12 protein-coding genes are annotated in these 14,581 nt (G+C 39.6%); 2 read left to right on the forward strand and 10 right to left on the reverse strand.

The annotated features are described in order from the left end of the window. Window positions 1–11: 11 nt before the first annotated feature. From ACNKXS_RS08950 to ACNKXS_RS08970, 5 genes are all read right to left on the reverse strand, one after another. A complete protein-coding gene (locus ACNKXS_RS08950) occupies window positions 12–278 on the reverse strand; it encodes a hypothetical protein (protein WP_141877100.1) in 267 nt (88 codons plus the stop codon). A 63-nt stretch (window positions 279–341) separates the two neighbouring features. Beyond that, complete coding sequence (locus ACNKXS_RS08955) at window positions 342–794, reverse strand: peroxiredoxin (RefSeq protein WP_417920577.1); 453 nt, start codon at window positions 792–794, stop codon at window positions 342–344. After that, window positions 794–1,204: a 6-pyruvoyl trahydropterin synthase family protein gene (locus tag ACNKXS_RS08960; protein WP_417920578.1), complete on the reverse strand. Its 411-nt coding sequence runs from the start codon at window positions 1,202–1,204 to the stop codon at window positions 794–796. Before ACNKXS_RS08960 ends, ACNKXS_RS08955 begins: the two co-directional genes overlap by 1 nt. Continuing rightward, window positions 1,201–1,719 (reverse strand): isopentenyl-diphosphate Delta-isomerase, encoded by a 519-nt coding sequence (gene idi / locus ACNKXS_RS08965; protein ID WP_417920579.1) that lies wholly within the window; start codon window positions 1,717–1,719, stop codon window positions 1,201–1,203. Before idi ends, ACNKXS_RS08960 begins: the two co-directional genes overlap by 4 nt. A gap of 68 nt (window positions 1,720–1,787) precedes the next feature. Next, on the reverse strand, window positions 1,788–1,940 hold the full coding sequence (locus tag ACNKXS_RS08970; protein ID WP_417920580.1) for a hypothetical protein: 153 nt from the start codon (window positions 1,938–1,940) through the stop codon (window positions 1,788–1,790). A 94-nt stretch (window positions 1,941–2,034) separates the two neighbouring features. Here ACNKXS_RS08970 and ACNKXS_RS08975 point away from each other — a divergent pair, with 94 nt between their 5' ends. Both ACNKXS_RS08975 and ACNKXS_RS08980 read left to right on the forward strand, forming a co-directional pair. Next, complete coding sequence (locus ACNKXS_RS08975) at window positions 2,035–3,624, forward strand: peptide chain release factor 3 (protein ID WP_417920581.1); 1,590 nt, start codon at window positions 2,035–2,037, stop codon at window positions 3,622–3,624. Between the two features lie 88 nt (window positions 3,625–3,712). Then, window positions 3,713–5,080 (forward strand): alanine/glycine:cation symporter family protein, encoded by a 1,368-nt coding sequence (locus ACNKXS_RS08980; RefSeq protein WP_417920582.1) that lies wholly within the window; start codon window positions 3,713–3,715, stop codon window positions 5,078–5,080. Between the two features lie 68 nt (window positions 5,081–5,148). Here ACNKXS_RS08980 and ACNKXS_RS08985 read toward each other — a convergent pair whose 3' ends face one another. The 5 genes from ACNKXS_RS08985 to rplL form a co-directional block, all read right to left on the reverse strand. After that, window positions 5,149–5,469 carry a DUF3467 domain-containing protein gene (locus tag ACNKXS_RS08985; RefSeq protein ID WP_295181769.1) on the reverse strand — a complete coding sequence of 107 codons (321 nt, stop codon included), beginning with the start codon at window positions 5,467–5,469 and terminating at the stop codon, window positions 5,149–5,151. Window positions 5,470–5,506: 37 nt separating this feature from the next. Beyond that, entirely contained in the window at window positions 5,507–5,947 is a 441-nt protein-coding gene (locus ACNKXS_RS08990; protein WP_417920583.1) for a DinB family protein, read from the reverse strand. Window positions 5,948–6,031: 84 nt separating this feature from the next. Continuing rightward, window positions 6,032–10,333 carry a DNA-directed RNA polymerase subunit beta' gene (gene rpoC / locus ACNKXS_RS08995; RefSeq protein WP_417920584.1) on the reverse strand — a complete coding sequence of 1,434 codons (4,302 nt, stop codon included), beginning with the start codon at window positions 10,331–10,333 and terminating at the stop codon, window positions 6,032–6,034. Window positions 10,334–10,405: 72 nt separating this feature from the next. After that, window positions 10,406–14,218: a DNA-directed RNA polymerase subunit beta gene (gene rpoB / locus ACNKXS_RS09000; RefSeq protein ID WP_141879179.1), complete on the reverse strand. Its 3,813-nt coding sequence runs from the start codon at window positions 14,216–14,218 to the stop codon at window positions 10,406–10,408. Between the two features lie 136 nt (window positions 14,219–14,354). Then, window positions 14,355–14,581, reverse strand: a 227-nt coding sequence (gene rplL / locus ACNKXS_RS09005) for a 50S ribosomal protein L7/L12 (protein WP_417920585.1), incomplete at its 5' end; no start/stop codon positions are given.

The raw sequence follows: 14,581 nt of genomic DNA on the forward strand, positions 1-14,581 counted from the left end.
TCGGCAACTTATTAAAGTGCATTCAGTTTCTCGACAAGGTCTTTCGCCTTCTTCTCAAGATCCTTTTCGATATCTCTAAAGTGTTTCTGTTTATTTTCAACGTCACGTCGATTGATCTCTCTGATCAATTCATCGTAATCGCTGATAGCTTCGTCCACAATAGCTTCAGACTTATTGTCATCTTTCTTCGGGTTAGCCATTTGGTGAATATAAGCGGCATCGATGATGTCCCCCATTACATAATTCACGTTTTTCTTAAGCAGTCTTTTACTAGCCATTATCATTTAATTTCGGCTGCGAATTTAAACTATTTTTCGAAATGAAAATGATTTTATCAAAATTTAATTCTGATATTTTTTCAGAATATCGAGTGCTTCAGGCATATGTCTCGAAGCGCTCATACTATTGAACCTGTGCAGTAGTTTACCATCCTTACCAAAAACAAAGGTTTCTCTTCCAGGAAGTAGCCCCAGAAGACTGGCTTTCACAGTAAATGCGTTTCTTGCATGTTTGTCTCTATCAGAAAGGAAAATGTATGGCAAATTATACTTTTCACTGAATTTCGCATGGGAGGCAGTAGTATCTGCACTAATCCCAATAACCTCAGCACCCAGATCCTGAAATTCCTGGTAACTATCACGAAAGCTGCAGGCTTCCTTGGTACATCCCGGAGTAAAATCCTTTGGATAAAAATAAACTACAAATGCTTTCTCACCCACAAGATCTCTAAAGTTAAATTCCTTTCGATTCTGATCCTTTAATTTAAGGTCTGGCACTAAATCTCCCTTTTTCATTATTCTCCTTTATAGGTAACATAATTACGCGGGGTCTCATATAGCGTAACTTCCAAATCGTGTGTTTTTTGAATTTGTTTCCTAAGTTTATTCCATATGACTACCGAAATATTCTCAGCAGTGGGATTGAGATTTTCAAACTCAGCCACTTCAATATTCAGATTCTTATGATCAAATTGATCTTCAACTTCAGTTCTAATAAGATCCTTAAGGATTTTTAAATCCATCACAAAACCAGTTTCCGGATCGATATTACCAGTCACAGAGACAATCAACTCATAATTATGACCATGATAATTTGGATTACTGCATTTCCCAAAAACCTCGAGATTCCTGGCATCATCCCAGTCCTTTCTATACAATCGATGGGCTGCATTAAAATGAGCTTTTCTGTGAACGGTTACTCTCATTGCTGAATGTGTGAATAATATTTATCAAAGATGATCTTAAACCACTCCGTATAAATAAATGGGTTGGCTTGCATATCCTTTTCTATAGCTTCCAGAGACATCCACTTCCACTCTGCTACCTCATCTGGATTCAAATCTGGCTTACCTTCAAAATATCCTACGAGAATATGGTCGAATTCATGCTCCGTAAGACCATTATCAAATGGTGCTTTATAAATAAAAGAAATGGTGTCTTTAAGTTCTGTTGAGAAACCCATCTCTTCCTGCAATCTACGCTTTCCAGCTTCAATATTGGATTCCCCCTCACGCTGATGACTGCAACAGGTGTTTGTCCAAAGACCAGGTGAATGATATTTCGACAAAGCTCTTTGTTGAATCATCAATTCATGCTTATCATTAAAAACAAATACTGAAAAGGCTCTGTGAAGCAATGCTTTTTCGTGGGCTTCGATCTTCTCCATCAGCCCTATTTGCTCATCTTTTTCGTTAACTAATATTACTTTTTCCTGCGCCATTATTAAATTTGAAGCTCAAATGTACAAAATCAGGGTTTTGTTTCATAAGGATGCCGATTAAGCAATTCCTAAAGTTTTCCGAAGAATACAGCCAGTCTAAACTTCATTTCAATCAGTTCCTCCAAAACCATCAATCCCGTGTTTACGTATATATGTTTGCGAATTGTTGGGGAAACGATCGCTATGAAAAAAATGGAGTCTTTGAGGGACTCCTTTTTCATTTCATTAAACTTCAATTCATGCAATCATTCAAAAAAATTAGCACGCGCATAAATCCTTAAAATAATCTTACTTTTGCAGCTGCAAATATCCGTTATGAAGCAGTACCAGAAAGAGATTAATAAAAGAAGAACATTCGGGATCATATCTCACCCAGATGCCGGTAAAACTACCTTAACTGAAAAACTACTCTTGTTTGGAGGAGCCATCCAGGAAGCTGGGGCTGTAAAATCTAACAAGATAAAAAAAGGAGCTACGAGTGACTTTATGGAGATCGAACGTCAACGTGGGATCTCGGTAGCGACATCTGTACTTGCTTTTGAATACAGAGATATCAAGATCAATATCCTGGATACTCCCGGGCATAAGGATTTTGCTGAAGATACATTTCGAACGCTAACTGCTGTAGATAGTGTGATCGTTGTGATCGATGTTGCTAAAGGTGTAGAAGAGCAAACTGAAAAACTTGTGGAAGTTTGCCGTATGCGGAATATTCCCATGATCGTTTTTATCAATAAAATGGATCGTGAAGGAAAAGATGCTTTTGAACTCCTGGATGAAATTGAGCAAAAATTGAATCTAAAAGTAACTCCGCTTAGTTTTCCAATCGGGATGGGTTACGACTTTAAGGGAATCTATAATATCTGGGAAAAAAATGTAAACCTATTCACCGGGGATCCTAGAAGAGATATTGAAGAAACTATAGAGATTGATGACCTGCAGAATGAGGAACTTGATCAATTAATTGGTGATAAAGCTGCTAATAATTTACGTGAAGAGCTGGAATTAGCTCAAGGAGTTTACCCAGATTTTGACAGGCAGGATTACCTGGATGGTAAATTGCAACCCGTATTTTTTGGATCTGCTCTGAATAACTTCGGTGTACGCGAACTACTGGACTGTTTTATCAAAATAGCACCACCTCCCCGCCCAAAAGAAAGTGACACCCGACTTGTAAGACCAGAAGAAGAAAAGTTTACAGGTTTTGTATTTAAAATTCACGCAAATATGGATCCCAAACACCGGGATCGATTAGCGTTCATAAAAATAGTTTCAGGTAAGTTCGAACGAAATAAAAATTACTTACATGTTCGGAACAATAAGAACATGAAGTTTTCTTCTCCAAACGCATTCTTTGCTGAGAAAAAAGAAATTGTAGACACTTCGTACCCTGGCGACATCGTAGGACTTCATGATACGGGTAGTTTTAAGATAGGTGATACATTAACTGAAGGTGAGAACCTGATGTACAAAGGTATTCCTAGCTTCTCACCAGAACACTTCAGATATATCAATAATGCAGATCCTATGAAATCCAAGCAATTGGAAAAAGGAATCGACCAGTTGATGGATGAAGGTGTTGCGCAGTTGTTTATCCTGGAACTTAATGGCAGGAAGGTGATTGGAACGGTTGGTGCGCTACAGTTCGAGGTAATTCAATACAGATTGGAACATGAATACGGGGCTAAGTGTACCTATGAAAATCTCAATGTACATAAAGCAACCTGGGTTGAAGCAGAAAATGAGAAGTCTGAAGAATTCAAGGAATTTAAACGTGTGAAGTCAAAATACCTTGCCAAAGACAAATCCGGACAATTAGTGTTTCTCGCAGATTCGCAGTTTTCACTCCAAATGACTCAGCAAAAATACCCTTCTATCAAATTCCATAGTACATCTGAATTTTAGAATTACTAGAAATATTGATAATCGTAGAAACTAAAACATCCTGAAAATAGACTTATAAAATTCACTATTTTCGGGAAAAATCTTTACTATGTCCCAGATAGATCAGTTCATTGCAGATTTCGCATCCCTCGTTTGGGGAATACCACTTGTAATTTTGTTAATTGGTGGCGGAATCTATCTCCTGATCTATTCACGTTTTTTACCTTTTCGCTATTTAGGGCATTCTGTAGAAGTACTTCGGGGGAAATATAATAACCCTGATGACCCAGGCGATATTAACCATTTTCAGGCTTTATCCACGGCGCTATCCTCCACCGTTGGAATGGGAAACATTGCGGGTGTGGCCGTTGCTATTGCAGTTGGTGGACCTGGCGCTATTTTCTGGTTATGGATAAGTGCGATCGTTGGTATGGCTACGAAGTTTTTTACCAATACCCTTGCGGTTATGTATCGTGGAAAGGATTCCGAAGGAAAGATCCAGGGGGGTGTGATGTATTTTATCGTTGAAGGGCTCGGTAAGAAATGGAAACCGATGGCTGCCTTTTTTGCGGTCGCCGGTCTGGTAGGTGCACTGCCAGTTTTCAATGTAAATCAGTTAACCCAGGCTATTAATTATATTCTGCTCGAGCCTAATGGGGTGCAAACAGGCTTTGGAACAAGTCTGGTCATAGGAATTCTCCTGACTATAATCACCACCATTGTCATTATAGGCGGATTGGATCGTATTAGCAAAACGGTTTCGAAATTAGTACCAGCAATGGTGCTTCTATATTTCATTTCTGTGGTCGCCATACTGTTCGTGCATTATGATGTGGTACTCAGTTATTTTAGCATGATCTTTACCGACGCTTTTGCTGCGGAAAATTATAAAGGTGATCCCTTGCTAGGAGGTGTTTTGGGAGGCTTGATCCTGCTTGGGATACGTAGAGGCGCATTTTCTAATGAAGCTGGAATTGGAACTGCTACGATGGCGCATGGAGCCAGTAAAACATCTGAACCTGTTCGCGAAGGGCTTATAGCTATGCTGGGACCGGCAATAGACACACTGGTTGTTTGCACGCTAACGGCAATGGCTATTCTGGTCACTGGCGTCTGGCAAACTGAAGATGTCAACGGAGTAAGCCTGACAGCGGCAGCCTTTGACGAAGCAATACCATATGTTGGAAATTATCTATTGCTGCTTTGTATACTAGCTTTTAGCGTTTCCTCGCTATTCTCCTATTCATACTACGGAACAAAATGTTTATCATTCCTGGCTGGTGCTGAAAATAAGAAGTATTACAATTACGTCTATGTTCTTAGTATTCTCGTAGGAGCCACGACATCTTTAAGCTTTATTCTGAATCTTATTGATGGGTTTTTCGCATTAATGGCGATTCCTACAATGATTGCTACTCTAATTATGGCTCCCCGTGTTATGAAAGCTGCAAAAATATATTTTGCGAAATATAAATAAAAAGATTTCCAAAGTCTGGAGATTGAACCATACCATAGAAATCTTTTTACTGAAGTATTTGCACTAAATTAAGCCTGACCGGTTGGTCCGAAATTTAGTGGTACTGGCGCTTTATCGTAATCCTTGATCTCTCCATGAGCTTTCTCAAAGCGTTGGATATTATCCCCCAGAGCTTTCAATAAACGCTTAGCATGCTGAGGAGTCAGGATGATCCTCGATTTCACTTTGCTTTTAGGTCTTCCCGGCATGATATTCACAAAATCAACTACAAATTCAGATACCGAATGATTGATAATAGCGAGATTGGAATAGGTTCCTTCTGCAACCGCCTCATCTAATTCTATATTGATCTTACCTTTATCCAGATTCTTTTTATTGTCGTCACTCATAATTTAATTTTTAAGCTCATAAGATATAAAATATTGCTTAGGCTTTTCTCTTGTAGTTAACAAAATCGCCACTTACAGGCTCTATCTTCTTTTCCCTGAATTCAGCTGCAATCTGCCCACGATAATAAGTAGCGCGATTCACCACGTGGAATATTATATCACTGATTGAATTCTGTTGGGATTTATTTTTAGTGTCTGAAAATGAAATAATTTCATCCAGTTCTCTCTCTTCCAGAATTTTTAGAGCAATCTGATAATTACGCTCTTCGATCTCTTTCAATTTCTCAGGTTCCCAAACTTTCCAGACATCAATCACTTCACCACCATTGATTCTATTATTCCATATGGTCTGGGAATTTAAAATATGGGATATAAGTTTTTTGGAACTTTCTGTGATCACATAATGCAGATCTCCATCGTTGAATTTTGAAATGATTTCAAGGTTCGTCTCATGAGAATACTGCAGTATCTCTTTCATAAATTTCTTCATGCTGCAAAGATGAGTATAAATAAAAAAGGCTCCGCGGTGAGCGGAGCCTTTTAAGATAAACTTATCAGGGAATTAGTTATAATTAACTTCCTGTTTCTTCTCAAGTATTTCGTCAAATTCCTCTTTAGAACCAACAATAATACTATCGTACTTTCTCATACCTGTACCTGCTGGAATTCTATGTCCAACAATTACATTTTCCTTCAATCCTTCAAGTTTGTCGATCTTACCATTAACTGCAGCTTCGTTCAACACCTTAGTTGTTTCCTGGAAGGAAGCAGCCGAGATGAATGACTTAGTCTGTAGCGATGCTCTCGTTATACCCTGAAGTACTGGATTAGCAGTTGCAGTGATCACGTCTCTTGCACTTGCAAGATTCTTATCCTCTCTTCTAAGAATTGAATTCTCATCCCTTAGATCTCGTGGAGTAATGATCTGTCCAGCTTTCAATCTTTCTGAATCACCAGCGTCTTCAACTACTTTCATTCCGAATAACTTATTGTTTTCGTCAATGAAATCAGCTTTATGGACTAGTTGATTCTCAAGGAAGATCGTATCACCTGGATCAACAATTCTTACTTTACGCATCATTTGTCTTACAACAACTTCAAAGTGCTTATCATTAATCTTCACACCCTGTAGTCGGTAAACTTCCTGAACTTCGTTTACAAGATACTGTTGTACCGCATTTGGTCCTTTAATATTTAGAATATCTTCAGGAGTAATAGATCCGTCTGAAAGTGGCATTCCCGCTCTCACGTAATCATTTTCCTGAACAAGGATCTGGTTAGAAAGTTTCACTAGATACTTCTTAACCTCTCCCAGTTTAGATTCTACAATGATCTCACGATTACCTCTCTTAATCTTTCCGAAGGAAACAACACCATCAATTTCAGAAACTACTGCTGGATTGGAAGGGTTACGAGCTTCGAAAAGTTCAGTTACTCTTGGAAGACCCCCTGTAATATCACCCGCCTTAGATGATTTACGCGGAATCTTAACCAAAATCTTACCTACACCAATCTTTTCAGCATTGTCCACCATAAGGTGAGCTCCTACCGGTAGGTTGTAAGAACGAATCACTTCATCCTTCTTCCCTAAGATATGTAATGTTGGGATCAACTTCTTGTTTCTGGATTCAGAGATCACTTTCTCCTGGAATCCTGTCTGCTCATCAATCTCAACCTGGTAAGTAACACCCTGGTCGATATTTTCGTATTTGATCTTACCGGCAAATTCAGAAATAATTACACCGTTATATGGATCCCAGGTACAGATGACATCACCTTTAGTTACCTTGGCGCCATTCTCGATATTGATCTGAGAACCGTAAGGAATGTTGTTATTACTTAATACAACACCTGTTTTCTTATCCTTAATTTTTAGTTCAGCAGTACGGGAGATCACGATGTCTGCAGTTCCACCATCAGGGGCTTCACCTTTTACAACTTTTAGATCTTCGATCTCTGCAACACCATCAAATCTTGCTTCAAGTTTATTGTCTTCAGAAATGTTACCTGCAATACCTCCAACGTGGAAGGTACGTAATGTAAGCTGTGTACCAGGTTCTCCAATGGATTGTGCAGCAACAACACCAACAGCTTCACCTGTTTGTACGATCTTGTTGGTTGCAAGGTTTCTACCGTAACACTTGATACAGATTCCTTTCTTCGCCTCACAAGTAAGTGGTGAACGTACTTCTACACTCTCGATTGGCGCAGCTTCGATCTTAGCTACAATTTCCTCAGTAATCTCCTCGTTCGTTCCAACTATAAGTTCTTCTGTTGAAGGATTTACTACATCATGTAGAGAAATACGTCCAAGGATTCTCTCTCCTAATGATTCAACGATCTCCTCATTCTTCTTAAGTGGCTTAACTTCTACACCTCTTAAAGTTCCACAGTCATCTTCATTAACGATCACATCCTGTGAAACATCTACCAGACGACGGGTTAGGTAACCAGCATCCGCAGTTTTAAGAGCGGTATCGGCAAGACCTTTACGCGCACCGTGGGTAGAGATAAAGTATTCAAGAATTGAAAGACCTTCCTTAAAGTTAGAAAGAATTGGGTTTTCAATAATTTCACCACCACCAGAGTTGGATTTCTTAGGTTTAGCCATCAATCCACGCATACCGGTTAACTGACGAATCTGTTCCTTCGAACCACGCGCACCAGAATCAAGCATCATATACACAGAGTTAAACCCTTGCTTATCTTCACGGATACGTTTCATTGCAAGATCTGTAAGACCTGCGTTCGTAGAAGTCCAGATATCAATTACCTGATTATAACGTTCATTGTTAGTAATAAGACCCATGTTGTAGTTACCAATGATACCTTCAACCTGTTCATTTGCTTCATCAATCATGGATTGCTTCTCTTCAGGTATAATAATATCACCTAAACTGAAGGATAGCCCACCACGGAAAGCGAATCCATATCCAAGACCTTTGATCTCATCAAGGAATTCTGAGGTTTCAGGAACACTAGTAATTCTTAGAATATTACCAATGATCTCACGAAGTGATTTTTTAGTAAGTACTTCATTGATGTAACCGGCCTTTTCAGGAACAGCTTCATTAAATAATACTCTACCAACAGTGGTATCCTTGATCATGTAAACCAATTCACCCTCTTCGTTGAAATCTTTAGTTCTAATCTTAATACCTGCATTAAGGTCTACACGCTTCTGGTTGTAAGCAATAACTAGCTCTTCCGCAGAATAGAATGTAAGTCCTTCACCTTTTACCGGCTCCTCTTTCGTACCAATCTTATGTTTGGTCATATAGTAAAGACCCAAGACCATATCCTGAGAAGGTACTGTAATTGGAGAACCGTTCGCAGGGTTCAAAATATTATGAGAAGCCAGCATTAATAACTGCGCTTCCAAAATAGCCTCTGGCCCAAGTGGTAAATGAACTGCCATCTGATCACCATCGAAATCGGCGTTGAATGCAGTACATGCAAGTGGGTGAAGCTGAATTGCCTTACCTTCAATAAGTTTAGGTTGGAATGCCTGGATTCCCAGACGGTGAAGCGTAGGAGCACGGTTTAATAGTACCGGATGCCCTTTAAGCACATTTTCCAGAATATCCCAAACTACAGGTTCTTTTTTGTCTATGATCTTCTTCGCAGACTTCACTGTTTTAACGATACCTCTTTCTATCAGTTTTCTGATGATAAAAGGCTTGTAAAGCTCGGCTGCCATATTCTTCGGAAGACCACACTCAAACATTTTAAGCTCTGGTCCTACAACGATTACAGAACGTGCTGAATAATCCACACGCTTACCAAGTAAGTTCTGACGGAAACGACCTTGCTTACCTTTCAATGAATCTGAAAGTGATTTAAGAGGACGGTTAGAGTCAGTTTTTACTGCTGAAGATTTTCTTGTATTATCGAATAATGAATCTACAGATTCCTGAAGCATACGTTTTTCATTACGTAAAATTACTTCAGGAGCTTTGATCTCCATTAATCTTTTTAAACGATTGTTACGAATAATAACACGACGGTAAAGATCATTTAAATCTGAAGTCGCGAAACGACCACCATCAAGAGGCACCAAAGGTCTAAGTTCTGGCGGGATTACCGGCACAACTTTCATGATCATCCACTCTGGATTGTTCTCTCTATTCTTGTTCGCATCACGGAAAGCTTCCACAACCTGAAGACGTTTAAGTGCTTCAGTTTTACGTTGCTTCGAAGTTTCGTTATTCGCTTTATGTCTTAGTTCATAAGATAGCTCATCAAGATCGATTCTCTTGAGGATCTCGATTAGACATTCAGCTCCCATCTTAGCGATAAATTTATTTGGATCGCTATCGTCCAGGTATTGGTTCTCCTGAGGAAGTTCATCTAATATATTTAGATATTCTTCTTCAGTAAGGAAGTCCATTTTTTGTAGAGCTTTCCCTTCTTCATCTGTCGCATTACCTGCCTGAATCACTACATATCTTTCGTAGTAGATGATCATGTCAAGTTTTTTAGACGGCAGACCTAGCAAATAACCAATTTTGTTAGGTAAAGAACGGAAATACCAGATATGTGCTACAGGTACTACAAGGTTGATATGACCTACACGATCTCTACGAACCTTTTTCTCTGTAACTTCCACACCACAACGATCACAAACGATTCCTTTATATCGGATTCTTTTGTATTTTCCACAGGCACACTCATAATCCTTTACAGGACCAAAAATACGCTCACAGAACAAACCGTCACGCTCTGGTTTGTGCGTACGGTAATTGATCGTTTCAGGCTTAAGAACTTCACCACGAGATTCCGCAAGGATGGACTCTGGAGAAGCTAAACCTATAGAGATCTGGTTAAACCTCTGTACTGTATTTTTATCATTATTTCTAGCCATAATAACTGCTGCTAATTATTGTGAATATTCAGTTTAGACGGGACGCCGAAACGTCCCGGTAAATACTGAATGTTATTCTTCAAGTTTAATATCCAAACCTAGACCTTTCAATTCGTGCATAAGTACGTTGAAAGATTCCGGCAATCCTGGTTCCGGCATTGGCTCACCCTTCACAATAGCCTCGTAAGTCTTAGCTCTACCAATAACGTCATCAGACTTCACTGTTAGAATTTCTCTTAGAGTACTAGATGCTCCGTAAGCTTCAAGAGCCCAAACCTCCATCTCTCCAAATCTCTGACCACCAAATTGTGCCTTACCACCAAGCGGTTGCTGAGTAATAAGTGAGTATGGTCCAATAGAACGAGCATGCATCTTATCGTCGATCATATGACCAAGCTTAAGCATGTAGATCACACCAACAGTTGCACGCTGGTCAAATCTTTCCCCGGTACCACCATCATAAAGATAAGTATGACCATATCTAGGTATTCCAGCTTTGTCGGTTAGATCATTGATCTCTTCAATAGTAGCACCATCAAAAATTGGTGTTGCGTACTTCTTCCCGTTCTTCTGTCCAGCCCATCCAAGAACTGTTTCGTAGATCTGTCCAATATTCATACGCGATGGTACCCCAAGTGGGTTCAATACGATGTCTACTGGTGTCCCGTCCTCAAGGAATGGCATATCTTCCTGGCGCACGATTCTAGCAACAATACCTTTGTTACCGTGACGTCCTGCCATCTTATCCCCTACTTTAAGTTTACGCTTCTTAGCGATATAAACTTTAGCCAGTTTAAGAATTCCTGATGGAAGTTCATCTCCAACAGATATGGTGAATTTCTCTCTTCTAAGGTTACCCTGAAGATCGTTCTCCTTGATTTTATAATTATGTAAAAGATCAGCTACAAGTTCATTAAGATGATCATCTGTAGTCCATGTACCCGTAGTTAAGTGAGCATAATCGTCTACAGCGTTAAGCATCTTAAGAGTGTACTTCTTACCTTTCGGCATTACTTCTTCACCAAGATCATTCTGTACTCCCTGAGCAGTCTTTCCACCAATAATGGCGAATAGCTTCTCAATAAGTTCAGCTTTTAAATTAGCGAATTTAGCATCGTACTTTTTCTCCAATGCCGCAACATCTTCTTTATCCTGAGCTCTCTTACGTTTATCCTTGATCGCTCTTGCGAACAATTTCTTATTGATAACAACACCACTAAGTGATGGAGAAGCTTTAAGAGAAGCGTCTTTTACATCGCCAGCTTTGTCACCAAAGATCGCACGTAATAATTTTTCTTCTGGCGTAGGATCACTTTCTCCTTTAGGAGTGATCTTACCAATAAGAATATCACCAGGCTTCACTTCAGCACCAACTCTAATCATTCCGTGCTCATCAAGGTCTTTAGTAGCCTCTTCAGAAACATTAGGAATATCATTAGTCAATTCTTCGTTACCCAGTTTGGTATCTCTAACTTCAAGAGAGTACTCATCAATATGGATAGAGGTGAATATATCATCTCTTACCACCTTTTCTGAAATTACAATCGCATCCTCAAAGTTATAACCTTTCCAAGGCATGAAGGCAACCTTCATGTTTCTACCAAGAGCCAGCTCACCTTCCTCGGTTGCATAACCCTGGCAAAGTACCTGTCCTTTAGTAACTCTATCCCCAACACTAACAATTGGCTTCAGGTTGATACAGGATCCCTGGTTAGTTTTACGGAATTTAATAAGGTTGTAAGATTTTGAATCATCATCAAAACTTACCATCCTTGCTTCGTCCGTACGATCGTACTTAATCACAATCTTGTTCGCATCAACGTACTCAACCTCTCCTTCACCTTCGGCATTGATCAATACACGAGAGTCTGTTGCAACCTGTCTTTCAAGTCCAGTTCCAACGATAGGGGAATCTGTTCTTAAAAGTGGTACAGCCTGACGCATCATGTTCGATCCCATCAACGCACGGTTGGCATCATCATGTTCCAAGAAGGGAATAAGGGATGCAGAGATAGATGATATCTGGTTCGGTGCAACATCGGTATAGTGGATCTCATTTGGATCTACAACCGGGAAGTCGCCTTCCATTCGTGCAATTACACGATCTGTATTTATAGTACCATCATCCTTTAATGGAATGTTGGCTTGAGCAATCTTTTTACCTTCCTCCTCTTCAGCACTTAGGTAAATAGGCTCTTCGGAAATGTTGATCTTACCATCGGTTACACTTCTATATGGTGTTTCGATGAATCCCATTCCGTTTACTTTAGCATAAACCGAAAGTGATGAAATAAGACCAATGTTTGGTCCCTCAGGAGTTTCAATAGGACAAAGTCTTCCGTAGTGAGTATAGTGAACATCACGTACCTCGAACCCTGCTCTTTCTCTTGATAAACCACCTGGTCCTAATGCTGAAAGTCTACGCTTGTGCGTGATTTCTGCAAGAGGGTTCGTCTGGTCCATGAACTGAGATAACTGGTTTGTTCCAAAGAATGAGTTGATCACAGAAGATAATGTCTTCGCATTGATCAAATCGATTGGAGTAAACACCTCGTTATCACGAACGTTCATTCTCTCACGGATTGTTCTTGCCATACGTGCAAGACCAACACCAAACTGCTGAGATAGTTGCTCACCTACAGTCCTAACACGACGGTTAGATAAGTGATCAATATCATCGATCTCAGCTTTAGAGTTGATAAGCTCGATAAGATATTTAACGATGGTAATGATGTCCAATTTGGTAAGCACTTGCTTATCCATTTCAACTTCAAGACCAAGTTTTTTGTTCATTCTATATCTACCAACTTCTCCAAGGCTGTAACGCTGGTCTGAGAAGAAAAGCTTGTCGATAATTCCACGAGCAGTTTCCTCATCTGGCGGTTCAGCATTACGTAGCTGGCGGTAGATATGTTCTACTGCCTCTTTTTCAGAGTTAGTAGGATCCTTTTGTAATGTATTGTGAATGATCGCATAGTCACCAGTCTGGTTATCCTCCTTATGCAGTAGGATAGTTTTAGATCCGGTTTCAAGAATTTCTTCTATGTGATCTTTTTCAAGTTCAGTATCACGGTCAAGAACAATTTCGTTACGTTCGATTGAAACAACCTCACCAGTATCTTCATCTACGAAATCCTCATACCATGTATTAAGTACTCTGGCCGCTAATTTACGACCAAGGTATTTTTTAAGTCCTGTTTTGGACACCTTCACTTCTTCCGCAAGGTCGAAGATTTCAAGAATATCCTTATCACGCTCAAATCCAATTGCACGGAAAAGAGTTGTTACAGGTAATTTTTTCTTACGGTCGATATAAGCATACATAACGCTATTAATATCGGTCGCAAATTCTATCCATGATCCTTTGAAAGGAATTACACGGGCAGAATAAAGTTTTGTTCCATTTGCATGGAATGATTGTCCAAAGAAAACCCCTGGAGAACGGTGTAGCTGAGATACTACAACTCGTTCAGCACCATTAATGCAGAAAGTTCCACTAGGTGTCATATATGGGATAGTTCCCAAGTATACGTCCTGTACGATTGTTTCAAAATCTTCGTGTTCAGGGTCGGTACAGTATAATTTAAGTCTAGCCTTAAGTGGTACACTGTAGGTCAATCCACGTTCGATACATTCCTGGATGGAGTATCTTGGTGGGTCCACAAAATAATCTAAGAATTCTAGTACAAATTGATTACGGGTGTCCGTAATGGGGAAGTTTTCTAGGAAGGTGTTGTAAAGACCTTCATTTCCCCGCGCTTCTGATTTTGTCTCTAATTGAAAGAAGTCCTGAAAAGACTTAATCTGCAGATCCAGAAAGTCCGGATAAGCAGGCTTATTCTTAACAGAAGAGAAACTCAATCTTTCAGTTTGCTTTGCTAACATCAATGGACGGGATTATAATTTATTATATAAAAAATAGTGCGCTTGTTAAACGTTGAGTTCTATATACGCAAAATGGTTTAGACCTCCAGGAGTAATTCCTGAGGTCTAAACCTAAATAATATTGCTTGTGCTAAGCTTATTTAAGCTCAACCTCAGCTCCTGCTTCTTCTAATTGTGATTTTAGAGCTTCTGCTTCGTCTTTAGCTACTCCTTCTTTTACTGGAGCTGGAGCACCATCTACTAATGCTTTAGCGTCTTTAAGACCAAGACCTGTAAGTTCTTTTACAAGCTTAACTACAGCAAGCTTAGATCCACCTGGAGCAGTAAGAATTACGTCAAATTCTGTCTGCTCTTCAGCTTCTT

The organism is Christiangramia marina, assembly GCF_048285865.1.
Taxonomy (GTDB): Bacteria; Bacteroidota; Bacteroidia; order Flavobacteriales; family Flavobacteriaceae; genus Christiangramia; species Christiangramia marina.

Excerpts from the sequence above, each read along its gene's own strand:
- ACNKXS_RS08950 (WP_141877100.1), bottom strand. The coding sequence starts at position 278 with ATGGCTAGTAAAAGACTGCTTAAGAAAAACGTGAATTATGTAATGGGG.
- ACNKXS_RS08955 (WP_417920577.1), bottom strand. The coding sequence starts at position 794 with ATGAAAAAGGGAGATTTAGTGCCAGACCTTAAATTAAAGGATCAGAAT.
- ACNKXS_RS08960 (WP_417920578.1), bottom strand. The coding sequence starts at position 1,204 with ATGAGAGTAACCGTTCACAGAAAAGCTCATTTTAATGCAGCCCATCGA.
- idi (WP_417920579.1), bottom strand. The coding sequence starts at position 1,719 with ATGGCGCAGGAAAAAGTAATATTAGTTAACGAAAAAGATGAGCAAATA.
- ACNKXS_RS08970 (WP_417920580.1), bottom strand. The coding sequence starts at position 1,940 with ATGAAAAAGGAGTCCCTCAAAGACTCCATTTTTTTCATAGCGATCGTT.
- ACNKXS_RS08975 (WP_417920581.1), top strand. The coding sequence starts at position 2,035 with ATGAAGCAGTACCAGAAAGAGATTAATAAAAGAAGAACATTCGGGATC.
- ACNKXS_RS08980 (WP_417920582.1), top strand. The coding sequence starts at position 3,713 with ATGTCCCAGATAGATCAGTTCATTGCAGATTTCGCATCCCTCGTTTGG.
- ACNKXS_RS08985 (WP_295181769.1), bottom strand. The coding sequence starts at position 5,469 with ATGAGTGACGACAATAAAAAGAATCTGGATAAAGGTAAGATCAATATA.
- ACNKXS_RS08990 (WP_417920583.1), bottom strand. The coding sequence starts at position 5,947 with ATGAAAGAGATACTGCAGTATTCTCATGAGACGAACCTTGAAATCATT.
- rpoC (WP_417920584.1), bottom strand. The coding sequence starts at position 10,333 with ATGGCTAGAAATAATGATAAAAATACAGTACAGAGGTTTAACCAGATC.
- rpoB (WP_141879179.1), bottom strand. The coding sequence starts at position 14,218 with ATGTTAGCAAAGCAAACTGAAAGATTGAGTTTCTCTTCTGTTAAGAAT.